Annotated in this window: 21 protein-coding genes; 6 read left to right on the forward strand and 15 right to left on the reverse strand. The window is 64.2% G+C overall.

Going from position 1 to position 21,793, the window contains the following annotated elements:
- Positions 1-9 precede the first annotated feature (9 nt).
- From RS897_RS38305 to RS897_RS38335, 7 genes are all read right to left on the reverse strand, one after another.
- A complete protein-coding gene (locus tag RS897_RS38305; RefSeq protein WP_315833845.1) occupies positions 10-1,593 on the reverse strand; it encodes a Do family serine endopeptidase in 1,584 nt (527 codons plus the stop codon).
- Positions 1,594-1,728: 135 nt separating this feature from the next.
- On the reverse strand, positions 1,729-2,226 hold the full coding sequence (locus tag RS897_RS38310; protein WP_315833846.1) for a cytochrome c-type biogenesis protein: 498 nt from the start codon (positions 2,224-2,226) through the stop codon (positions 1,729-1,731).
- Between the two features lie 19 nt (positions 2,227-2,245).
- Positions 2,246-4,228, reverse strand: a complete 1,983-nt coding sequence (locus tag RS897_RS38315; RefSeq protein ID WP_315833847.1) for a heme lyase CcmF/NrfE family subunit — start codon at positions 4,226-4,228, stop codon at positions 2,246-2,248.
- Positions 4,225-4,713: a cytochrome c maturation protein CcmE gene (gene ccmE / locus RS897_RS38320; protein WP_315833848.1), complete on the reverse strand. Its 489-nt coding sequence runs from the start codon at positions 4,711-4,713 to the stop codon at positions 4,225-4,227. Before ccmE ends, RS897_RS38315 begins: the two co-directional genes overlap by 4 nt.
- A 27-nt stretch (positions 4,714-4,740) precedes the next feature.
- Positions 4,741-5,892: a c-type cytochrome biogenesis protein CcmI gene (gene ccmI / locus RS897_RS38325; RefSeq protein WP_315833849.1), complete on the reverse strand. Its 1,152-nt coding sequence runs from the start codon at positions 5,890-5,892 to the stop codon at positions 4,741-4,743.
- Between the two features lie 117 nt (positions 5,893-6,009).
- The gene (locus tag RS897_RS38330; protein WP_315833850.1) at positions 6,010-7,419 is read right to left on the reverse strand and encodes a hypothetical protein; all 1,410 of its coding nucleotides are present in this window, start codon (positions 7,417-7,419) and stop codon (positions 6,010-6,012) included.
- A 133-nt stretch (positions 7,420-7,552) separates the two neighbouring features.
- Positions 7,553-8,152: a CGNR zinc finger domain-containing protein gene (locus tag RS897_RS38335; RefSeq protein ID WP_315833851.1), complete on the reverse strand. Its 600-nt coding sequence runs from the start codon at positions 8,150-8,152 to the stop codon at positions 7,553-7,555.
- 87 nt (positions 8,153-8,239) lie between these two features.
- On the opposite strand from RS897_RS38335, the gene RS897_RS38340 reads away from it, so the two are divergent.
- Positions 8,240-9,136, forward strand: coding sequence for an alpha/beta fold hydrolase (locus RS897_RS38340; protein ID WP_315833852.1), 897 nt, complete (start codon positions 8,240-8,242; stop codon positions 9,134-9,136).
- Positions 9,137-9,205: 69 nt separating this feature from the next.
- On the opposite strand, the gene RS897_RS38345 is transcribed toward RS897_RS38340, so the two are convergent.
- The 3 genes from RS897_RS38345 to RS897_RS38355 form a co-directional block, all read right to left on the reverse strand.
- The gene (locus tag RS897_RS38345; protein WP_315833853.1) at positions 9,206-9,679 is read right to left on the reverse strand and encodes an RT0821/Lpp0805 family surface protein; all 474 of its coding nucleotides are present in this window, start codon (positions 9,677-9,679) and stop codon (positions 9,206-9,208) included.
- 137 nt (positions 9,680-9,816) lie between these two features.
- A complete protein-coding gene (locus RS897_RS38350; protein WP_315833854.1) occupies positions 9,817-11,214 on the reverse strand; it encodes an ATP-binding protein in 1,398 nt (465 codons plus the stop codon).
- 88 nt (positions 11,215-11,302) lie between these two features.
- Positions 11,303-11,974, reverse strand: coding sequence for a response regulator transcription factor (locus tag RS897_RS38355; protein WP_315833855.1), 672 nt, complete (start codon positions 11,972-11,974; stop codon positions 11,303-11,305).
- A gap of 304 nt (positions 11,975-12,278) precedes the next feature.
- Between RS897_RS38355 and RS897_RS38360 the strand changes: the two genes are divergently transcribed.
- Positions 12,279-13,043 (forward strand): S1 family peptidase, encoded by a 765-nt coding sequence (locus RS897_RS38360; RefSeq protein WP_315833856.1) that lies wholly within the window; start codon positions 12,279-12,281, stop codon positions 13,041-13,043.
- A gap of 13 nt (positions 13,044-13,056) precedes the next feature.
- On the opposite strand, the gene RS897_RS38365 is transcribed toward RS897_RS38360, so the two are convergent.
- The 3 genes from RS897_RS38365 to RS897_RS38375 form a co-directional block, all read right to left on the reverse strand.
- Entirely contained in the window at positions 13,057-13,266 is a 210-nt protein-coding gene (locus tag RS897_RS38365; RefSeq protein WP_315833857.1) for a hypothetical protein, read from the reverse strand.
- Positions 13,267-13,394: 128 nt separating this feature from the next.
- Positions 13,395-14,981, reverse strand: coding sequence for an MFS transporter (locus RS897_RS38370; protein WP_315833858.1), 1,587 nt, complete (start codon positions 14,979-14,981; stop codon positions 13,395-13,397).
- Positions 14,982-15,132: 151 nt separating this feature from the next.
- Positions 15,133-15,648, reverse strand: a complete 516-nt coding sequence (locus RS897_RS38375; protein WP_315833859.1) for a YcgN family cysteine cluster protein — start codon at positions 15,646-15,648, stop codon at positions 15,133-15,135.
- Between the two features lie 288 nt (positions 15,649-15,936).
- On the opposite strand from RS897_RS38375, the gene RS897_RS38380 reads away from it, so the two are divergent.
- From RS897_RS38380 to RS897_RS38390, 3 genes are read left to right on the forward strand one after another with little or no spacing between them, the layout of a single operon-like run.
- The gene (locus RS897_RS38380; protein WP_315833860.1) at positions 15,937-18,222 is read left to right on the forward strand and encodes a transglycosylase domain-containing protein; all 2,286 of its coding nucleotides are present in this window, start codon (positions 15,937-15,939) and stop codon (positions 18,220-18,222) included.
- 10 nt (positions 18,223-18,232) lie between these two features.
- On the forward strand, positions 18,233-18,811 hold the full coding sequence (locus RS897_RS38385; protein WP_315833861.1) for a DUF1214 domain-containing protein: 579 nt from the start codon (positions 18,233-18,235) through the stop codon (positions 18,809-18,811).
- Positions 18,808-19,371, forward strand: coding sequence for a DUF1254 domain-containing protein (locus tag RS897_RS38390; RefSeq protein WP_315833862.1), 564 nt, complete (start codon positions 18,808-18,810; stop codon positions 19,369-19,371). The genes RS897_RS38385 and RS897_RS38390 overlap by 4 nt, the downstream gene beginning before the upstream one ends.
- 56 nt (positions 19,372-19,427) lie before the next feature.
- Here the strand turns inward: RS897_RS38390 and RS897_RS38395 are convergent, their stop codons facing one another.
- On the reverse strand, positions 19,428-20,321 hold the full coding sequence (locus tag RS897_RS38395; RefSeq protein WP_315833863.1) for a LysR family transcriptional regulator: 894 nt from the start codon (positions 20,319-20,321) through the stop codon (positions 19,428-19,430).
- A gap of 85 nt (positions 20,322-20,406) precedes the next feature.
- Here RS897_RS38395 and RS897_RS38400 point away from each other — a divergent pair, with 85 nt between their 5' ends.
- Positions 20,407-20,859, forward strand: a complete 453-nt coding sequence (locus RS897_RS38400) for a PACE efflux transporter (RefSeq protein ID WP_315833864.1) — start codon at positions 20,407-20,409, stop codon at positions 20,857-20,859.
- 66 nt (positions 20,860-20,925) lie between these two features.
- Here the strand turns inward: RS897_RS38400 and RS897_RS38405 are convergent, their stop codons facing one another.
- Positions 20,926-21,756 (reverse strand): MBL fold metallo-hydrolase, encoded by an 831-nt coding sequence (locus RS897_RS38405; RefSeq protein ID WP_315833865.1) that lies wholly within the window; start codon positions 21,754-21,756, stop codon positions 20,926-20,928.
- Between the last annotated feature and the right edge of the window lie 37 nt (positions 21,757-21,793).

Genomic DNA, 21,793 nt, shown 5'->3' on the forward strand with positions numbered 1-21,793 from the left:
CAACTATGATCAGCCACGGCCCAGCGGCAGTGCGACAAAGCGCGAGCCGTCACCGGAGCGAACCCTGACCAGCACACTGTTCTTGTTGTCCTTGCGCGCGTCAGCCAGCGCATCGCGGACCTCGTTCGGTGTGGCCACGGTCTTGCCGGCCACTTCGAGAATGACATCGCCTTCCTTGAAGCCACGCTCGGCCGCGGTGCCGCGCGGGTCGACATTGGTCACGACCACGCCGTCCTTGCCGGCCCCTGCGACGGAGCTGGCCGGAGCAATGTTGAGGCCGAGCTTGGGCAACTCCGTGCCGCGCGTGGCGCTGCCCCGGTCGTTGTCGGTGTCCGGATTGGCCTTGGCTTCCTTGGCGTTCGGCAGCTCACCGAGCGTCAGGTTAAGTGTCTTGTCCTGGCCCTTGTGCAGCACGTTGAGCTTCACCGTGGCACCCGGAGCCAGACCGCCGATGGTGCGGGCCAGTTCACGCGCATCGCGCACCGGCTTGTCGTTGACCGCGGTGATGACGTCACCGGATTCGACGCCGGCCTTCGCCGCCGGACCATTGGCCTGCGGCTCGGCGACCAGAGCACCTTCCGCTTTCTTCAGGCCCAGGCTATCGGCGATCTCGGCCGTCACCGGTTGAATCTGGACGCCGATCCAGCCGCGGCTGACCGTGCCCTTGTCCTGCAACTGCTTGATCACGGTCTTCACGGTGGACGCCGGGATCGAGAAAGCGATACCGACGCTGCCGCCCGACGGCGAATAGATCGCGGTGTTGACGCCGACGACCTCGCCCTCCGTGTTGAAGGCCGGACCGCCCGAGTTGCCCTTGTTGACCGGGGCATCGATCTGGATGAAGTCGTCATAAGGACCGTTGCCGATATCACGGCCGCGCGCAGAGACGATGCCCGCGGTCACGGTGCCGCCGAGACCGAACGGATTACCGACGGCGAGCACCCAGTCGCCGATCCGCGGCTGCGCCTCGGACAATTTGGCAAACGGAAAATCATTGCGGCCTTCGACCTTGATCAGGGCCAGATCGGTGCGTGCATCGGTGCCGATCACCTTGGCGGTGTAGGTCTTGCCGTCATCGGTCGTAACCTCGACCTTGTCGGCGCTGTCGACGACGTGGTTGTTGGTCACCGCAAAACCGTCAGCCGAGATAAAGAAGCCCGAGCCCTGCCCGGTCACCATGCCGCGGCCGCCCCGCGGACCACGTCCGCCGGGGAAACCATCGGGACCGCCGAAACGACGGAAGAAACGCTCCATCGGCGAGCCCGGCGGGAACGGCGAGTCCTCGCTGTTGTCGTTCGAGGCCACCTTTTCGTTGATCTTGACGCTGACCGAGATCACCGAGGGTTTCACGTGCTCGACGATATCGGCAAAACCGATCGGCTGCTGAGCGTTGCGGATGGTATTGTTGACCTGCGCATGCGCGGTCGTGGTCAGGACATCGACATCACGCAACGCCGGTCCGAAACCATAAGCGGCAACACCGAGCCCGGTCACAACCGAAGCCATCAGTGCAAGCTTGCGCGCAGAGAACAGCGAGCGGCGCGGCGGCGTGTAAGACGGCAGCGATGAAAAATCGGTGGGGCGATCGGTCATTAATATCTCCAGAGCCTCGGCTGGGGGTGCGGAAGTGCACCTTGGATGGCCTGAAGATGGGGAGTTCGCCCTTACCGCGCCGTGTCGGCGGAATTAATCTTTTGTAATAAACAACGGGTGCGACAAACTGTCAGATTAGACCGGAGTTTCCCGCGGTTTTTCAGCGGCCATCAGCTGTTCCAACTGGGCCTCTTCTTCGGCCGTCAGTTTAGAACTGGTTTCAGGATCCGCACCCGGCGCAGCTTTGGTTTTTCGCCGCCCATGCGTCCACAGCACGATACCGCCACCGACCAGCGCCAGCGGCGGCAGCAGCCAGAGCAGAAGGGTCTCGCTCCTGAACCGCGGTTTCAGCAGCACGAATTCCCCGTAACGCGCCACCAGAAAATCGATCACCTGCGCATTGCTGTCGCCGGCGGAAATCCGCTCGCGCACCAATAACCTGAGGTCGCGCGCAAGCGAGGCTTCGGAATCGTCGATCGACTGGTTCTGGCACACCATGCAACGCAGTTCGCGCGACAGTTCGCGCGCGCGTGCTTCCTGCGCCGGGTCGGCCATGATCTCGTCCGGCTGGACCGCATGTGCCACCGGACACGCCATCAGCCAGGCTGCGACGACGGATCCAACAAGGCGCATTGTCACCGTGCGCAAAGTCTCACTCCGCCGGTTGCAGGACGCGCACGGCCTTGGCCGGCTTCGGCGCACCGACCCGCAGCCGACGGTCCGACAGTGACAACAAACCGCCGCACGCCATGATCACCGCGCCAAGCCAGATGAAGAGCACCAGCGGCTTGTGATAGATGCGTACTGCAATCGAGCCGTCGGCATTGGCGTCGCCGAGCGAGATATAGAGCTGGCTGGCGCCGCGCGTCAGCAACGCGGCTTCGGTGGTGGATGATCCGCGGGTGGTGAAGTTGCGTTTCGACGGCGTCATCACGCCAATGGTCTTGCCGTCGAGCGTCACCGTGAAACGTCCGATCATCTCGCGGAAGTTCGGTCCCTGCTGCTGACCGACCTCATTGAGTGTCGCGTTGTAGCCGCTGATGACAGCGACATCGCCGGGCTTCATCGCAACGATGCGTTCGCTGCTCCACGTGGTCTCGCAGACGACCCCGATCAAGGTGACCCCGAGACCGGCATGCGCCACAACCGTGCCCCAGGCGGACCGCGGCAATCCACGCGCCCGGCGCAGCGAGATCGACATCGAGCCGCCGAACAGAGCAGTACGCTCCGCCAGGTCACTCAATGCGCCGAGAATGACGAACACTCCGAGCCCGATCGCAAGCGGCGCAAACACCGCGCCGCCACGGGTCCAGGCCAGCACCACCGCCACCGCAACAAGACCGGCAACGCCGGCGACGATCAGGCGCTGCGCGGCGCCCAGCAGATCGCCGCGCTTCCACGCCAGCAACGGCCCGAACGGGACGGCGAACAACAGCGGCAGGAACAGCGGTGCGAAGGTCAGGTTGAAGAACGGCGCGCCGACCGAAATCTTGTCGCCATTGATGGTCTCGAGAACCAGCGGATAGAGCGTGCCGATGAACACGGTCGCGCAGGCGGTGGTCAGGAACAGATTGTTGAGCACCAGCGCGCCTTCACGCGAGATCGGCGCGAACAGCCCACCCTGCTTCAGTGTGGATGCCCGCCACGCATACAGTGTCAGGCTGCCGCCGATGAAGAAACACAGGATCAGCAGGATAAAGACGCCGCGCGCCGGATCGGTGGCGAAGGCGTGGACCGAGGTCAAAACCCCGGAGCGCACCAGGAACGTCCCGAGCAGAGACAGCGAGAAGGTCAGGATCGCCAGCAGGATGGTCCAGATCTTGAGCGCGTCACGTTTTTCCATCACCAGCGCGGAATGCAGCAGCGCGGTGCCGGCCAGCCAGGGCATCAGTGACGCGTTCTCGACCGGATCCCAAAACCACCAGCCGCCCCAGCCGAGTTCGTAATAGGCCCAATAGGAGCCCATCGCAATGCCGAGGGTCAGGAAGATCCACGCCACCAGCGTCCAGGGCCGCACCCAGCGCGCCCACGCGGCGTCGATGCGGCCTTCGATCAAGGCCGCGACCGCGAAGGAGAACGAAATCGAGAAGCCGACATAACCCAGATAGAGCATCGGCGGATGCACCGCGAGGCCGATGTCCTGCAGCAGAGGGTTGAGATCGCGGCCTTCGATCGGCGGATTGGCAATCCGAGCGAAGGGATTCGACGTGATCAGGATGAAAAGATAAAACGCGGACGCGATCCAGGCCTGCACTGCCAGCACATGCGCGCGCAGCGACAGCGGAAGGTTGTTGCCGAACGCCGCGACCATGCCGCCGAACAGCGCGAGGATCAGCACCCATAGCAGCATCGAGCCTTCGTGGTTGCCCCACACACCACTGATTTTGTAGATCAGCGGCTTCAACGAGTGGGAATTCTCGTACACGTTGACCACCGAAAAGTCTGACGTCACGTGCAGCGCGACCAGGGCGCCGAACGCCCCCAGGGTAAACACCATTTGCGCAAGCGCGGTCGAGCGGGCGACATCCATCAGCGCCGGATCGCGCAGCCGCGCTCCGAGGATCGGCACCAGGGCCTGGATCAGCGCGAGCCCGAGTGCGAGCACCAGGGCATAGTGGCCGGCTTCAGCAATCATTTCGCCGCTCCCTGCGTGTCGGCGGATTTGCTGCCGACCGGTTTCGGGCCGTAGTCGTCCTTCCAGTGGCCCTGCTTCTTCAGCGCCTCGGCGACGTCCTTGGGCATGTAGGTCTCGTCATGCTTGGCCAGCACGGTGTCGGCCCGGAACACGCCGCTCGCATCGATCGCGCCTTCCGCAACCACCCCCTGCCCCTCGCGGAACAAGTCCGGCAGGATGCCCTGATAGGCGACGGGCAGCGTCGCAGCGCCATCAGTCACGTCAAAGGTGGCGGCGAGATGATCGCCGCGAACCACCGATCCCTGTCGCACCATGCCGCCGAGACGAAACCGCTTGCCCGCCGGAATGTGTTTTTCCGCGGCCATCGACGGTGTCGAGAAGAACACGATGGAGTCGCGCAGCGCATTGAGCACCAGTGCCGCGGCGATCGCGAGCACGGCGACCGCGCCTCCGATCAAGGTCAATCGTCGCTGCTTGCGGGTCATGAGCGGTTTCCGCGGAGACGTGTCTGGTTAGCCATCAAGTCCAAGGCCTTTCAGTCCGTCGTTCAGTTGTTTCAGCCGATCCGCATCGCTCGCAACAGCCGCCCGCGCATCGACCAGTGCCGCGCGCGCCTTGTCGGCCTCGCCCAACACCATATAGGCGCGCACCAGACGCAGCCACCCCTCGACGTCATTGCCGTTCTGCTGCAGGCGCGTTGCCAGCCGATCGACCATGCCGCGGATCATTGCATTGCGGTCGTTCTCCGCCATGCCTTTGACCGACGCGATGTCCTGGTCCGACAGCGCCGGCGCGACCGCCCCCGAACGCACGCCGGGATTTGCCGCTGGACTTGTCGCGTTACCTGCGCCCGCAACACGCGTCAGCGCCGATTGAACCAGCGGACGCCATGGCGCATCGGCCGGCGCGCTCGCGAGCATGGCCTGCCATATTGCAGCAGCGTCGGTGGCACGGCCGTCCTGCTCGGCGGCAAGACCAAGAAAATAACGTGCCTTCACCTCGTCAGCGCTCAACGCAACTGCGCGCTCGAATTCCACCTTGGCTTCGGCGGTGACCACACCATTGGCCGCCGCCGCGATGGCTTCGCCGAGATCGGCCCGGCTTGCGGCAGTCTCGCCGCTGTAGGTGATGGAGCGCCGGAACGCCTGCACTGCATCGTCGAAACGGCCGAGTTTGATCAGGACCGGCGCCAGCACCTGCCAACCGCGGCCATCGGTGGGATTCTTCTCCAGGTGCGCTTCGACCTGCGCCACGAGATTGTCCAGCGACGCCGTTGCCGCCGGCTGCCGGGCGCGCTCCGCAAGCGGAAAATCCGGCAACTGCGGCGATCCCAGCGAGAGATAGAACGTAACAGCGATGAGCGGCAACCCGATCAGGGCCACGATCGACACGGCGCGGCGGAAAGCCAGGCGCGGCGCGGCGAGGGCCGCACCCTCAGAATCGGATGCCGCAATCAGCCGCCGTCCGATTTCGACCCGCGCGGCCGCAGCCTCCGATGCACCAATCAGCCCGGCGCTCTTGTCGCGGTCGATCTCAGCCAGTTGATCCTTGTAGACCACAGTCTCGCTGCCGCCGCGATCGGACTCGTTTCGACGTCCCAGCGGCCACAGCACGGCGAAAACCGCCGCCACCGTCATCAAGGCGAGAACAAACCAGAGCGACATCAGTCAAGTTCCGCGGCGCGCATCACCGAGCTTCGAGGCCCGGGTTACAACATGACTGGAACCGCGGCGCAATTGACTTTTCCGGTAGATAAAGCCCTGAAAAATCAAGAAATCGGCTCAACCCGCGCGGGAACTCTTGCGCTCGCCGGCAATCGCCACATCGGCGGCTTTTCGCATCAAGGACGCGTAGTCGTGGCCGAACAGCACATCGCAGAAGCGCACCGCAGCGTCCATCTGCATCTGCCGGAACGGGCGCGTTTTTGCGTCGCTCGCTCGCAGGGAATCCACCAGCGCCTCGGTCGCTGCTTCGATGTAGTGCTGCAGATCGGAGAACGTCCGCAGCGTCATTTCGTTGATGGCGAGTTCACTGGCGTAAGTGCGACAAACCGCGACGAAATCGATCAGCGCGACGGTCTCCTCGATTTCGGACGGATCGAGCTTGGAGCCGGCATGGATGTCCTTGTCGGGCCGCTGACGCAGCAACCGCCTGACACGGCCGGGCACGCTCTCGATTTCCGACTTGAGCATGCTGGAAATGTCCACCCGGATCGCCGAAAGGCCTTTGCCCCAGGCCGATTCGGTGCGGATGTCGAGTTCGGCCCGCAGACCGCGCACGCCGTCGTGAATGGTCTTGAGATGATGCGACAGGCTGTCCAGGCGGCCCTGCTTCATATCCAGCCGCAGATCGGCGACCATGCGCGACAGATCGTGGAGCACCATGGTCACCGCGATGCTATAGGTCGTGGCCGCAACACGGATCTCGTCATCGGAGCCCGCAACCGCAATCGCAAGCCGGATCACCTGCCAGGGCAGTGCCAGTCGCTTCATCAGCAGCGACAGCGTGAAAGGCAGCACCTGCGGCGTCTGCAGCGAGGGGACATTCATCGCGGTCTGCACCGAAGCGAGGTGAGAGTCCGCCAGGTTGCGAAGGTTGCTCTGGATACGGGCGCCGAATATCTCCAGCGCGTCCCGGCTTTTGAGCACCGCCGCGATCGAGTGCAGATCCTCCATCACGCTCGGGCCGCCGATTCGGCTCGCGCTGCGCTGATCGGCACCACCTCCCGCAGGAGACGTCATCTTGTCGATTGCCGCCACCGTGGCAGCCTGGATCTTGCGAACGGCCTGCTCGACCGCCGGCCCCGATGCGGGCGCCGGCTGGCTCCTGATCGTCGATTCGAATTCCGCGACGTCGCTCACGATCGCTTCGCGCGCCAGCCAGTTCCAAACTGAAGCGAGCGAGCCACGCCGGATCTGGCCTGGTCGCACGGCGGCATTGGTGTCCACCAGAAAGGCTTCAAGGGGACGAAACACCAGCCGGGACGGCTCATCGCCGCTTCGGGGACGCTCATTGTCATCAGAAGCGCGCACGATCAGACGCAGTTGCTCCAGCACCAGCGAAGCAACGGCAACATCGGTGCCGCGCTCGATGGCGCGCTCGAACTCCCGCATCAGCAGCGCCTGGGATTTGGGCGGAAGCTGCGCGAGATAGCCCCTGAGCCGCTCAATCGCCGATGTCGTTAGTCCCATAAGCCGATGATCCGGTCGAATGCCTGTTCACATGCGATGGCCCAAGCGGGCCCGCCCGGGTTTCATACCAGCCCCGGTGTTAAGAACGCGTTGAGGAACAACGGTTTGGGCGCGACGGAAGACCTGTAACGCCTCAGCCCTGCCGCCGCTTGCGGAAGGCCGCGACCTTGTGGCGGTTGCCACACACCGCCATGCTGCACCAGCGTCGCCGGTGTGACTTGGTGCGGTCGTAGAACCACAATGTGCAGGAGGCATCCTCGCACTTGCGGACGAGGTCGAAGTTCCCATTGGCCAGCAGATCCGCGGCCGCTTCGGCCACCGGTGCGAGCAACTGCGCAGGGGTATCCTGCCCGCGCCGGCGCTCAAGGCGCATCCCGGCGCCGTCCACGACCAGCTCAGGATGGCTCGCAGCCTGCGCCATCAGTCGGTTGAGCGGCGACGGATCAATGGCTTCCCCGTTCTTCCGGCGGGCCACCAGGTCACGGACCGTCTCGCGCAACGACCGGCCCGCGTCCAGCAAGCCCACCGTCCGCGCATTGTCCAGGACCTGCTTCGACCACCAGCGCCCGTGGATCAGCCACGCTCCGACATCCGCGTCGGACATCAGGGCATCCCGCGGTTGACCATCGATCTGGGCAATCGTGTTCAGCAGATCCAACGCAGGGTGATCCGCTTCGATCAAGGGATGAAAGTTTCGGTGGCCGTCGTCATCGGCGGATGTGGTTGTTTTCATAGCCAGAAATGTAACCCTTAAAATATCATTTGACAAGTTACAATGTAACCTTAAAAAATACATTTAAAGGTTACAAAGGAGATCTCGATGCCGATCACTTCTCAACTGCCTTCTATTCCCCGTGCCGCACTGCGGACCGTCGAGGCTGACGGAGTCAGCGTGTTCTATCGCGAGGCCGGGCCAGCCGACGCACCCGTCATCCTGCTGCTGCATGGCTTTGCCAGTTCGTCCCATATGTTCCGGGAGCTGATCCCGCGGCTTGCCAGCCACTACCGGGTCATCGCTCCCGATATGCCGGGCTTCGGATTCACCACGGTGCCGGCCGCGCGCAACTACACCTACACGTTCGATGCACTGGCCAAGACCGTGCAGGCGTTCGTAGAGCAACTCGGACTGAAGCGCTATGCGGTTTATGTGTTCGACTACGGTGCCCCGGTCGGATTTCGGCTGGCACTCGCGCAGCCCGAGCGGATCAGCGCGATCGTCTCTCAGAACGGCAACGCCTATGAAGAGGGCCTGGGCGATGCATGGGGACCGGTTCGACGCTACTGGGCAAACCCCATAGCGGAAAACCGCGAGACTCTGCGCGCCGCCTTCACCCTTGAAGGTCAGCGCTCCGACTATCTCGCCGGCGTCAGCAATCCGCAGAGCGTCGCGCCTGAAGCCTATTTTCTCGATACCGCGCTGCTGCAGCGTCCAGGCAACGCCGACATTCAGCTCGACCTGTTCCTCGACTACGCGTCCAACATCAAGCTTTACCCGGACTTCCAGGCCTACTTCCGCGCAGCCAAGCCGCCGCTGCTGGCGATCTGGGGCAAGCACGATCCCTACTTCATCCCACCGGGCGCGGAAGCCTATCGCCGCGACAATCCCAATGCGCGGATGCAATTTCTCGACACCGGACACTGCGCACTGGAGACCCATGTCGATGACATCGCCGGCGCGATCCACGAGCTTTTGAGCGACGGCGCTTCGCAGAGCTGACAGCATCACAAACAAAACCCGCCCGGTGCAAACCGGGCGGTTCATTTTCGGAGACGATGGACCGCGACGTTACGACAGCGCCGTCCAGGTGCCGTCGGGATTGCGGCAGGCGGTGCCGCGCGCGATCTGCGGCTGGCCGTCCATATAAATGGTATGACTGAACGAGCGGCACTTGGTGCCGCGCTGATCGTAAGCCGGGCCCGGAACGATGTTGCCATAGCGGCCGGAATCCGGATTGCGCCAAGCCACCGGCGCGCCCGACCGTCCGGTCTCCAGGGCATTCATCTGTGCCTCATAGGCATAACGCTTGTCGTCGTCGTCCATCGCGGCGCCAATCCGGTTGCCGATCAGGCCGCCGATCGCCGCACCCGCAAGAGCCGCGCCCACCCGCTCACCCGGCCCCTTGCCGATCGCAGACCCGATCAGGGCGCCAGCCAATGCGCCGCCGGCGGTGCCGGCATTTTCTTTCGGTCCGCTATTGGCGGCGCATCCCGCCAGCGCGAACGCCGTGACCGCCAGAACAACGGCTTTGGATTTCAACATGTGTCCCCTCGTGTTGAAGCGTCATTCCCGGCACAACCACATCCCCGTACCGCGAACGTCGCTTAGCGGGCTCAAAACCCGCAGCCAGCAGGAACGAAACGATTCGGGCGGAAGTCCGACAGGTATTGTGGCGAAATTCATGCGGCCGGCAGGATCAGCTCGGCGCGCAGGCCGCCGATCGGCGACGTGCCGAGCGACAGGTTTCCCTGATACAGCGCCGCAAGCTCGACAATGATGGACAAGCCAAGGCCGGACCCTGGTTTCGACTCGTCGAGACGCTGGCCACGCCGCGCGACCTGCGTCCGCTCCGCCGGCGACAAGCCCGGACCATCGTCGTCGACGATGATATGCAGCATCGGCGGCCGGTCCGCGGTCAAAACATTCACCATCACCTCGATGAACACGCGCGACCGCGCCCACTTGCAGGCGTTGTCGACCAGATTGCCGACCATCTCTTCCAGGTCCTGGCGCTCGCCACGAAATTTCGCCTGCTCGTTCCCCTCAACGTCGATGGCGATATCCTTGTCGCGATGAATCTTTTCCATGGTCCGGCGCAAGCCCTCGATGACGGGCGTGACGTCGGTAATGGTCCCCACCACGGTAACCCGGGCGGCGATGCGCGCGCGCTCGAGATGGTGGGCAACCTGATCGCGCATCACGTCGGCCTGCTCCAGCACCTTGGAGGCGAACGGATCGGCGCCGTGCACATTGGCCTCGTTGACGATCACCGACAGCGGCGTCTTGATCGCGTGGGCGAGATTTCCGACGTGGGTTCGTGCCCGTTCGACGATCTCCCGATTGGCGTCGATCAGCGCATTGGTCTCGCGCGCCAGCGGCGCGATCTCCACCGGAAATTCGCCCTCGAGACGTTCGGCGCGACCGGAGCGGATCGCCGCCAGAGAATCCGAAATGCGCTTGAGCGGCGCGAGGCCAAACCGGACCTGGAAGATGGTGGTGAACACCAGGACCAGCGTCAGGGTGAGAAAGGTGCCGCCGAGATAGTAGTCGAAGGTCCGCGTCTCATCGACAATCTCGGTGGCATCGCCGGCAACCGTCACCAGGAACTTGCCGTCGCTGCCGAAATCCACCTGCCGCTCGACAATGCGCAGGCGCTGGTCTTCCGGCCCGCTGACGTAGCCAATGCGAACACCGGCCGGCGTCAGAGTGCCGGTGGTATCGTCGAGCTTCGTGAGCTGCTTGTCCCATAGCGAGCGGGACGAACGGACGTCCACCTTGTCGGAATCGACGCGGGCGATCTGCCAGTACCAGCCGGACAGCGGGATCTCGAACAGCGGCTCGCCCAGCGACTGGAAGGGATGGTCGGCGCCGGGTTCATCCGGCGTCGCGGCTTCGGCGATCAGGGTGCGAAGATAAAGATTGAGACGGCGGTCGAAGGACCGCTCGACCGCCTGACGATAGACCGACGACAGTACGAAGCCGGTGATGACCAGAATAACCACCACCCACGCGGTTGCCGAAAGGAACAGGCGGGTGGCGAGCGAGCTGGTGCCCCGCTTCCGAAGCTCGTGATCCATCGCGGCAATCTCTCACACGAGGTTCGGAAGCAAAAGGGGCACGAGCAATTTTATGCCCCCTCGCGCCGCCTTAGAAGCGGGCGCAATACTAGCGTGCGTCGACCGGGGGTGTGAGCAAGTAGCCGAGCCCGCGCACGGTCTGGATGATGTCGACATCGAGCTTCTTGCGGATCCGTCCGACAAAAACCTCGATGGTGTTGGAGTCGCGGTCGAAGTCCTGATCATACAGATGCTCGACCAGTTCGGTGCGCGACACCACCCGGCCGGAGTGATGCATCAGATAGGCCAGCAAGCGATATTCATGGGAGGTCATCTTGATCGGATTACCGTCGACGCTGACGCGGCCGGTCCGGGTATCGAGCCGCACCGGCCCACAGGTCAATTCGCTTTGCGCATGCCCGGTCGAGCGGCGCAGCAGCGCACGGATGCGCGCCAGAACCTCTTCGAGATGGAAAGGCTTCGGAACGTAGTCGTCGGCGCCGGCGTCGAAGCCCTGCACCTTGTCGCTCCAGCGATCCCGCGCGGTCAGGATCAGCACCGGCATCGCGCGCCCATTGCGCCGCCACGCCTCCAGCACCGAGATGCCATCCATCTTCGGCAGACCAATGTCGAGCACGACGGCATCATAGGGCTCGGTGTCTCCGAGGAAGTGGCCTTCTTCGCCATCGAACGCGCGATCGACCACATAGCCTGCATCGGTCAGCGCGGTGGTGAGCTGACGATTGAGATCGGGATCATCTTCAACGACAAGAAGGCGCAAGATCGTCTCCGCAACATTCGATCGGCAATATCGCCGCGTCCTACATGACCTTTTTTGGAGTGAATGTCCGATGAACGGGCGATTGCGGGCAACCTTACATTTTCTTCACCCGCATTGTCCGGACTTTCGAGAGCGCAGCAAAGCATCCATCCAGCCCATCGAGATCCATCGCAATATCGTCCAGCAACCGAAGCCCGGGCCGACACATGTCACCGGCGACGTCCGTCCGCCGACCGGCACGGACGGACATCGCGTCATTGACAGCCGACGCACGGCAATGCTCTCTCCCGGCATGATCCGCCGCATGTTGCAAGCTGTCCATGTGACTATCGTCATGTTGCTGCCGCCCCAGCCGGCAGCCGCGATGGTCGGCGGCGCGCCCGCGGATGCCTCCGCGACAGCGGTGGTCACCATTGTCGGTTCGCGCGGCAATTTCTGCACCGGCGCGCTGATTGCGCCCGACCTGGTGCTCTCCGCGGCTCACTGCACCATGCCGGGCGCGACCTACAAGATCGTCGACTATGACGCCAACCGGCAACCGCGCCTGCGCGACGTGAAACAGGTGGTGTCGCATCCGCAATTCAACGTGCAGGGCATCCTGGCGCACCGCGCCAGCGCCGATGTCGCACTGCTGCAATTGGCGGCGCCGATGGCCGGACACGCTGTCGCACCGCTCGGCGTTCCGCGCGCGCCCCTGGCGACCGGGAATGCCTTCTCGGTGTCGGGGATCGGCGTCACCGTCCGCGGCGACGGCCGCAGCGGCGGCGTGGCGCGGACCGCAGCGCTTGTGGCCACCGGCCAGCCCGGCTCGCTGCAGATCCGGCTGGTCGACCCCGCAACCAACAATGCCACGGCGGGCCTCGGCGCCTGCACCGGGGATTCCGGCGGTCCGGTGTTTGAGACCCAGAACGGACGGCCTGTGATCATCGGCGTGGTCAGTTGGTCGACCGGGGCCAACAACACCGCCGGCTGCGGCGGCTTGACCGGCGTGACGCCGCTGACGCTCTATCGCGACTGGATCATGCAGACATCACGCAGTTGGGGCGCCGGCCCGGCGGGCACGCCCTAACAGCCGGTCAGGCTCACGCCTGCGGCTTCTGCGACGGCATCGAGGCCGCCTTGGCCTTAAACGCCTTGGACAGGGTTTCCAGGATTTCGCGCGTGGCAACGAACATGAAGGGCCCCTGCTCGGTTTCCAGCGCAATACCGACCAGTGTCGGATCGAGCGTGTTGTCGACCAGTTGATAGCCCTTCAGCGGAAGGGCCAGCCTGTCTTTCGGATTGTCCTGCACGTGTCGCTCCCCGCGGGCTGATGAAATGCGGCTGCGGGCTTAGACAAGAAACCGATCGCCGCCAAGCCCTCAAATGAAGCCCTGAATAGCCGATCAAAGCAGAGCCGGCGAAGTGCCGGCCTCTCGCCTTACTCGGCCATGTCGACCGAGGGCTTTGGCGCCTCGCCGAGCGAGCGCTCCTGCATGCGTGCGATCGACAGCGCGCCGGTGGCGAGCAGGATGGCGGCGGCAATGAACACATAGCGGAATGCCGCGATCATCTCGACGCTCGAGGTCGATCCAAGATCGGGATGTTCAAGCGTGCCTGATGAGTTCGTACCCAGCGCCGCCAGCAGGATGGCGGTGAACAGCGCCACCGAGACCGCAGCCATCAGCGACCGGAAGAAATTCATCGCGCCGGTGACGGTTCCCACCAGATGCCGCGCAACCGCGGCCTGCACCGACACCACCGAAACCGGGAATGCTGTGCCGAGACCGAGCGCCAGCACCGACAACAGCGTCAGCACCGCCCACAGCGGCAGCGGCGTGAGAATCGCGAGCAGCGCCGCCGCGGTGGCGCCGAGCGACAGTCCGAGCATCGAAATCCACTTGTAGCGTTTCATGTACATCATCACCCGGCCGGCCGCGGTGGCGCCCGGCACCGACAGCGCCACGATCGGGATCAGCGCCAGTCCTGCCTCGCTCGCCGTGAGATGATAGACCGCCTCGTAATACATCGGCATGTGCACGGTCAGGCCGACCATCACACCGATGGCGCAGGCCGCAGCGGTGATCGCGTAGGGAACCACCGGGCCGGTCAGCAGCGGCAGCGGCAGGAACGGTTCGTCGGCCCGGCGCGCGTGCCAGATGAAAACACCGGCGAATGCCAGCACCGAGCCCGCCAGCGCCAAGAGCGTCGGCGACAGCCACGCGAACTTGTTGCCGCCCCAGGTCAGCACCAGCAGGAAGGTAATGGCCGCGGCCATCAGCAACAGCCCGCCCAGCAGATCGAGTTGGCGCGGCTTGTGATGGATCGGCAGCTTCTTCAGTTTCGGCAGCAAAATACCGACGGCCAGCAACACCAGCGGCACGTTGATCCAGAAGATCACCGACCAATGCAGATGCTCGGCAATGACACCGCCGAGCACAGGACCGCCGATGCCGGCAGACACCCACACCGTGCTGAAGAACGCCTGGTACTGCGCCCGCTGCCGCGGCGTGATGATATCGGCCAGCACGGTCTGCACCAGCGGCAGGATACCGCCACCGCCGAGTCCTTGCAGGAAACGGGCGAGAATCAGAATGAGCAGGTTGGGCGCCAGCGCGCACAACACCGAGCCCACCAGGAACAGGCCGAGCGCGGTCATCATCATGGCGCGGCGGCCGTAGATGTCGCTGAGCGAGCCGAACACCGGCGCCACCGAGGTCGACGACAGCAGGTACGCGGTGATCACCCAGGACAAATTGGTAACGTCGAAGAACTGCCGGCCGATGGTGGGCAGCGCGGTCGCGACAATGGTCTGGTCGAGGGCCGTGAGGAACATCGCGACCATCAGGCTGAGCACGATGGTGCGGACTTCCTTGTGAGACAGCGAATGCAGCGATGGCGCGGCGCCCTCCGTCACCGGAGGCGGCGTCACCGCGATCTGCGCTTCGAGCGTTTCCTCGTTGACGTCGTTTACGGCAATGCCTGATACGTCCGCGGGAGCGCGGTTGGTGCGTGCAAGGTTGTCCATGGAACTCCGCAGCCTCACGGGCCGCAAATCGCGTTAGAATATCGATCTATTTAACAGAGCCCCGGCGCACCAATAAGGCCGTTTGAAGCATGGGCCTATCCCGCAACGGCATCCCGAACACCCGAATGTGATCGTGTGAATGCCGGCCGACTCACGATTTCGGCCTGACCCGGCCCCGCGCGCGTTTCGGCAACAAAGCGGGCCAGCGCACGATGTGGTCTTCGAGGTCAGCATCATCGACCTCGTCCTCGCTGGCGACGACACGCCCGCGGACCGAGACTCCCGCTTCATGAACGGTATTGGGGTCGCCCGAGACCAGCGGGTGCCACCAGTAAAGATCGCGCCCTTCCGCGACCAGGCGGTAGCCACAGCTCGGTGGCAGCCAGTTCAGGGTGCGGACGTTCTCCGGGGACAGGCGCACGCAGTCCGACACCTTGGCGGAGCGGTTTGGATAGTCCTTGCAGGCGCACAGACCCGCATCCAGCAGGGTGCAGGAGACGTGGGTGAAATAGATCTTCCCGGTGTCCTCGTCCTCGAGCTTTTCCAGGCAGCAGCGGGCGCAGCCATCGCACAGGCTTTCCCATTCGGCGTCGGACATCTCTTCCAACGTCTTGGTTTTCCAAAAGAAATCTGCTTGAGCCGAGGCCGGCCCGGATCGTTCGGCCATAATGCCTCAAACCGGTGATTGCGGGTGCATAGTCTCACTTCTAGGCATCCGGGCAGCCGAGGGGAAGTGGCAAGCCTCGAATCCCAGCTGAAAAAGCCGGGGAACAGCATTAGCCGTTTTCCCGGAATCTCAAGTGGAGCATTGGTTTATGCCCTATGCTCGGCTAGAAGGTGGCCGAGTCCCAAGCGGCGAATTACCGTCGCCATAGGGTTGCCTTATCGCATCCGCATCGTCTCACCGGCGCGCCGTTGGGCTGCCTGAGCGGCGCGAAGTTGGTCGAAGGTTCCGGTGCGCAACGAAACGCCGAACAACTGGACAACGAAAATCCGGCATTTCCTGCTGGATCTCGACGCGCGCATCGATTCCACCCTGTTCTCGTCCGGCGCCGGCATCCGCGAGCTCTATGAGCGGTTCTCGACCTTCATGGACCGCTTCTATGTCGGCCGCTGGAAGCGCTGGGTCTTTATCGAGCCGCTGTCGGAAGCCGCCACCATCGGCCTCGGCGGCCTGATCCTGATGCTGGCGCTGGCGGTGCCGGCGTTTCGCGAGACCGCCGACGAGGACTGGCTGAAGAAGTCCGATCTCGCCGTCACCTTCCTCGATCGTTACGGCAACGTGATCGGCAGCCGCGGCATCAAGCACAACGATTCCATTCCGCTGGAAGAGTTTCCGGACCATCTGATCAAGGCGACGCTGGCCACCGAAGACCGTCGCTTCTACGACCATTTCGGCATCGACATCGCCGGCACCGCCCGCGCGCTGGTGACCAACGCCCAGGCCGGCGGCGTGCGCCAGGGCGGCTCCTCGATCACCCAGCAGCTCGCCAAGAACCTGTTCCTCTCCAACGAGCGCACCATCGAGCGCAAGGTCAACGAAGCGTTCCTGGCGATCTGGCTGGAAACCCGGCTGACCAAGAACGAGATCCTCAAGCTCTATCTCGACCGTGCCTACATGGGCGGCGGCACTTTCGGCGTCGACGGCGCGGCGCATTTCTATTTCAACAAGTCGGCGCGCGACGTGAACCTGGCTGAGGCCGCCATGCTCGCCGGGCTGTTCAAGGCGCCGACCAAATACGCCCCGCACATCAACCTGCCGGCCGCCCGCGCCCGCGCCAACGTCGTGCTCGACAACCTGGTCGAGGCCGGGTTCATGAGCGAAGGCCAGGTGTTCGGTGCCCGGCGCAATCCCGCCACTGCGGTGGACCGGCGCGACGAGAATTCGCCGAACTACTATCTGGACTGGGCGTTCGATGAGATGCGTAGGCTCGTCAACACCCTCCCGAAATCCTACACCGAGCGGGTGTTCGTGGTCCGCACCGCGATCGACATGAATGTGCAGCGCGCAGCCGAAGGCGCGATCGAGAACCAGTTGCGCCAGTTCGGCCGCGACTATCATGCGACCCAGGCCGCAACGGTCGTCTCGGACCTCGATGGCGGCATACGCGCCATGGTCGGCGGCCGCGACTATGGCGCCAGCCAGTTCAACCGCGCCGTCGACGCCATGCGCCAGCCCGGCTCCTCGTTCAAGCCCTATGTCTACACCACGGCGCTGCTGAACGGCTACAAACCGACATCGATCATTGTCGACGGCCCGGTGTGCATCGGCAACTGGTGCCCACAGAACTATGGCCGCTCCTATTCCGGCTCGGTGACGCTGACCCAGGCCATCACCCGCTCGATCAATGTTGTGCCGGTGAAGCTGTCGATCGCGATGGGCGGCAAGGAGGGCCCGAAGGCCGGCCGCGCCAAGATCATCGAGACGGCGCGGAAATTCGGCATCACGGCGCCGCTGCCCGACACGCCCTCGCTGCCGATCGGCTCCGACGAAGTCAGCGTGGTCGAGCACGCGGTGGCGTACGCCACCTTCCCGAACAAGGGCAAAGCCGTGAAGCCGCACGCGGTGCTGGAAGTGCGCACCGGTGCCGGCGACCCGGTCTGGCGCTGGGACCGCGACGGCAAGAAGCCGAACCAGGCGATCCCCGCCTCGGTCGCCGCAGACATGGCCGGCATGATGAGCCATGTGGTCGAAGAAGGCACCGCGCGGCGCGCGCAACTCGACGGCATTCCGGCCGCCGGCAAGACCGGCACCACCAACAATTTCCGCGACGCCTGGTTCGTCGGCTACACCGGCAACTTCACCTGCGCGGTCTGGTACGGCAACGACGACTATTCGCCGACCAACCGCATGACCGGCGGTTCGCTGCCGGCACAGACCTGGCACGACATCATGGTGGTGGCGCATCAGGGCGTCGAGATCCGCGACCTTGCCGGCGTCGGCGCCGGCAAGAAGCTGCCGCAGGACGCTTCGGCCGCCGCATCGAAGACGCCGGAAATCATGCCGGGACCACCGCCGATTCTGACCCGTCGCGGCGCCGATATCCTGGTGCGAGTCGAGAAGCTGCTGGACGATGCCGCAAAGACTGCATCGAAGACGTCGGCAAACGATCCGCCCAAGCCGGGCGATCCCACAAAAAAATCCTCGTCGAGTGCGCCGGCCTTCCCGGATAGTTTTGCTGCGGCAACGCCGGAGCCAACGACCGGCAGCGCCTCCTCAGCGGCGCCGCGCAAGAATTGATCCGGACCAGATGCGGCTGATCCTGACCTCAGTGCTGGCGCTGGTGATCGCAACCGCGGTCGGCCTCGGCGTGACCTGGGTCACGGCCACGCGTGGCGTCAATATCGGAACCCTGACAATCGGGGCTTGGAAGGCCCGCCCCCGCACCGGCAGCAGCGATATCGACCCCTACGCCCGCGCCTCGGTGGCGCGCAGCGGCGAACTTCCCGTGGGCACCGGCGACGGCATCGCCTTCACCGCGACCACCGATGACAGCAAGCGCCCGCTCGACGGCCGCTGCGATGTCGTGGTCAGCGGCGTCACGCCGGCCGCACGATTCTGGACGCTGACGCTGTACGACCCCAAAGGCCAACTCGTCGCCAACGGCATGAATCGCTACGGCTTCACCAGCCAGGAGATCGTGCGCGGCTCCGACGGCGCCTTCGAGCTGCGCATCACTTCGCGCGCCCGCGCCGGCAACTGGCTGCCGACCGGGGGCCTCGACCGCTATATGCTGATGCTGCGGCTGTACGATACGCCGGTCGGGGTTGCGACGCGGACCCAGCGCGACGCGCCGATGCCGACAATCGCCACGGTGGGGTGCCCATGATCCGGCTTGTGCTCACCATTCTCGGCGGCATCCTGCTTGGCGGGATCGTGCATCTGGTCAGCGTGCTGGCCTTGCCGCGCATCGCCAGCCTCGACGCCTATTCGCGGCTGGTGCCGCTGACGACATCAAACGCCGTGACGCAGCTGCCGTCCGCAGAGCCCGGCACCACCACCATGCCGTTCATGGATCCAGCCTTTGCCACCGCGGTGTGCCGCTATGACCTGGCGAAAGGGCCGATCAAGCTCACAGTGCCGGTGAGCCAGGCCTACACGTCAGTGTCGTTCTACACCCGCAGCGACGTCGCCTATTACGCGATCAACGATCGTTCAGCCGGCCGCAAGGTGATCGAGCTCGACCTGATGACCGAAGCCCAGCACGCCGAAGTGCCCGACGACGAGGAAGTCACCGCCGCCGACCGGCTGATCATCGACTCGCCCACCGCCACCGGGTTGATCGTGCTCAAGGCGCTGGCACCCGAACCCGGCTTGATGCCGCAGGCGCAGGCGTCGCTTGCGGCCGCGACCTGCAAGCTGCAGGCCTCACCGGTGGCGGCGCGCTGATCGCGGAAGAGCTCCGCGTCCCTTGTGCAAAGCGCCTGCCGATCTCTCCGCTCCGGCTACGGCGTGCTGGTGTCGATCTTTGTGGTGGCAAAGCTCTGACGCAGCCATTTTGCGGCCGGTCCCGCGGGACGCTGCTTGTGCCACACCACGTCAAGCGCGACGGGGTAAGCACCTTCGTCAAATTCAAGCGCAGGGATCGCAAGTTCCGACGCGATGGAGGAATGCGCGATGATGTGCGCCGGGATCAGCGCCCAGCCGATGCCGTTCTTGAGGATCTGCAGGATCACCCAGTGGCTCTCCACCCACCACACCTCCGCGGCAACGCGGAGCCTGTGGCGTTCAGTGCCTTCGGTTCGGACCGTGACCATGATCTGCCGATGCCGCTTCAGCTCCTCCCAATCCACGCGCGCATTCGCGAGCGGATGGTTTTTGCCGCAGACGAGTTTCAGCGGCACCCAGCCGATGGTGTGGAAGCCGAGTTCCGTCGGCAGGCTCTCCTGGCGCCACATGACGCCAAGGTCGGCCTTTCCATCCAGCACCAGACGACTGACGTCCTCCATGATCGGAAACAGCAGTTCGAGTTCGACATGCGGAAAGCGCGCGGCGAATTCTGCGAACAGTTCTCCGACTGTGGTTTCCGGGTAAAGCTCGTCGATCGCCACCACCAGCCGCTTCTCGACATGGGCCTCGAAGCTGCTGGCCACGCCGATCAGATGCTCGCGCCGATCGAGGATCACCTTCGCTTCCGGCAGCAGCCGCGCGCCCGCCTCGGTCAGGGTCGGATTGCGACCTGCGCGGCTGAACAGAGCGACGCCGAGATCCTCCTCCAGGTTCGAGACGTGGGTACTGACTGCCGACTGCGCCTTTTTGAGACCGCGCGCCGCCGCCGAGAACGACCCCTGCTCGGCTGCCGCGACGAACGCCTCCAGCTGATCCATCGAAATGGCCATCTATCTATTTTCCAGATATTATCTAACTTTATACTAGCAAAAAATCAGATAGAAACCAGCCACAACACCAAGAAAGGGTTTCATCATGTCTATGCGTTCCACATCCGACCGGATCCGGCACGCAGTCCTGTTCGAGCTGGTCGGCATCGCCATTTTCACGCCGTCGGCTGCCTGGCTGTTCAATCAGCCCATCGCCCATATGGGCGTCATCGGCATCGTGTCCGCGACCGTGGCGACGGCCTGGAACTTCGCGTTTAATCTGGGTTTCGACCATGCCCTGGTTCGGTTCACCGGCCACGTCGCCAAGACCATGCCGGTCCGGGTCGCTCACGCGGTGCTGTTCGAGGCCGGACTGATCATCGTGCTGATCCCGATGATTGCCTGGTATCTCGGCATCTCGATGCGGGCTGCGCTGATGATGGATCTGAGCATCGTGGCGTTCTATCTGGTCTACGCGTTCGGCTTCAACATCGCCTACGATCGCGTCTTCCCGGTGCCCCAGCCGAAGCGCCAGCTTCGCCTTGCGCCGGCGAGATGAGCTGGCGACATGCAGTTGCCCGAGCGCGTTCGTGAATCAATTCAAAGCGAACGCGCTCGCCGGTCATCAATGCCGGCCACACCGACAGCGCTCGTAATCCGCCGGGTCGTGGCTGTTGAAGATCGTCACCTCGGCGCGATGCGAGGCATTGAGCACGCGCAGCCGCTCCTGATTGGCAACGCGGGCGGCACGGTCCATATCGGCCTTGCGCTGGAAATAGCCGAGCGCCAGCGGTGCTCGCCGTGGCGGATTTTCGATCTGGCCGTGGAAGAAATAGCTATCGCCGGCGTGCAGCAGCCACTTGTCCTGGCTGCGAATCGCGATGCCGCAATGGCCCGGGGTATGTCCGGGCAACGGGATCATCAGGATGTCCGGCTCGCGGTCGCCCAGCGCCCGCACGCCTTTGAATCCGAACCAGTCCTCGCCGCCCTCGCCATAGAATGACCAGTCGGGCCCGTGCTTCCATTGATCGGTGATGTAACGGCCCTTGGGCGCGGGGATTTGATGCGTCACCGCCATCTCGTATTCCCGTCGCTGCACGTGCACTTTCGCCTTGGGAAAATCGGGAATGCCGCCGGCATGGTCGCGGTCGAGATGGGTCAGCAGCAGGTGCCGCACGTCGTCAGGTGAATAGCCCAGCGCCTTGATCTGCTGAACCGCGGTCTCGGCCGGATCGAGCCGCGGTTTGGTCTGCCGGACCCACTTGAGGCCGAGCCGTGGCGGTTCAGCAATATCGTCAAGGCCGATACCGGTATCGACCAGAGCAAGTCCGTCTGAGGTCTCGATCAGCAGGCAATGGCAGACCATCCGCGCCCGCTGGAAAATGCTGCCGGTGCCGTTCACCAGCCGCCGGCCGATCGGGCACATGGTGCCGGTGTTGAGATGATGCACGCGCATGGTGAGCCCTTTGCCTGACCTGAACTCCCCTTGGCTT

The organism is Bradyrhizobium prioriisuperbiae (assembly GCF_032397745.1).
GTDB classification, from domain to species: Bacteria; Pseudomonadota; Alphaproteobacteria; order Rhizobiales; family Xanthobacteraceae; genus Bradyrhizobium_A; species Bradyrhizobium_A prioriisuperbiae.

Excerpts from the sequence above, each read along its gene's own strand:
- RS897_RS38370 (WP_315833858.1), bottom strand. The coding sequence starts at position 14,981 with ATGGACAACCTTGCACGCACCAACCGCGCTCCCGCGGACGTATCAGGC.
- RS897_RS38375 (WP_315833859.1), bottom strand. The coding sequence starts at position 15,648 with ATGGCCGAACGATCCGGGCCGGCCTCGGCTCAAGCAGATTTCTTTTGG.
- RS897_RS38400 (WP_315833864.1), top strand. The coding sequence starts at position 20,407 with ATGTCTATGCGTTCCACATCCGACCGGATCCGGCACGCAGTCCTGTTC.
- RS897_RS38315 (WP_315833847.1), bottom strand. The coding sequence starts at position 4,228 with ATGATTGCTGAAGCCGGCCACTATGCCCTGGTGCTCGCACTCGGGCTC.
- RS897_RS38405 (WP_315833865.1), bottom strand. The coding sequence starts at position 21,756 with ATGCGCGTGCATCATCTCAACACCGGCACCATGTGCCCGATCGGCCGG.
- RS897_RS38360 (WP_315833856.1), top strand. The coding sequence starts at position 12,279 with ATGTTGCAAGCTGTCCATGTGACTATCGTCATGTTGCTGCCGCCCCAG.
- RS897_RS38340 (WP_315833852.1), top strand. The coding sequence starts at position 8,240 with ATGCCGATCACTTCTCAACTGCCTTCTATTCCCCGTGCCGCACTGCGG.
- RS897_RS38385 (WP_315833861.1), top strand. The coding sequence starts at position 18,233 with ATGCGGCTGATCCTGACCTCAGTGCTGGCGCTGGTGATCGCAACCGCG.
- RS897_RS38305 (WP_315833845.1), bottom strand. The coding sequence starts at position 1,593 with ATGACCGATCGCCCCACCGATTTTTCATCGCTGCCGTCTTACACGCCG.
- RS897_RS38395 (WP_315833863.1), bottom strand. The coding sequence starts at position 20,321 with ATGGCCATTTCGATGGATCAGCTGGAGGCGTTCGTCGCGGCAGCCGAG.
- ccmI (WP_315833849.1), bottom strand. The coding sequence starts at position 5,892 with ATGTCGCTCTGGTTTGTTCTCGCCTTGATGACGGTGGCGGCGGTTTTC.
- RS897_RS38310 (WP_315833846.1), bottom strand. The coding sequence starts at position 2,226 with ATGCGCCTTGTTGGATCCGTCGTCGCAGCCTGGCTGATGGCGTGTCCG.
- RS897_RS38345 (WP_315833853.1), bottom strand. The coding sequence starts at position 9,679 with ATGTTGAAATCCAAAGCCGTTGTTCTGGCGGTCACGGCGTTCGCGCTG.
- RS897_RS38335 (WP_315833851.1), bottom strand. The coding sequence starts at position 8,152 with ATGAAAACAACCACATCCGCCGATGACGACGGCCACCGAAACTTTCAT.
- ccmE (WP_315833848.1), bottom strand. The coding sequence starts at position 4,713 with ATGACCCGCAAGCAGCGACGATTGACCTTGATCGGAGGCGCGGTCGCC.
- RS897_RS38390 (WP_315833862.1), top strand. The coding sequence starts at position 18,808 with ATGATCCGGCTTGTGCTCACCATTCTCGGCGGCATCCTGCTTGGCGGG.
- RS897_RS38350 (WP_315833854.1), bottom strand. The coding sequence starts at position 11,214 with ATGGATCACGAGCTTCGGAAGCGGGGCACCAGCTCGCTCGCCACCCGC.
- RS897_RS38330 (WP_315833850.1), bottom strand. The coding sequence starts at position 7,419 with ATGGGACTAACGACATCGGCGATTGAGCGGCTCAGGGGCTATCTCGCG.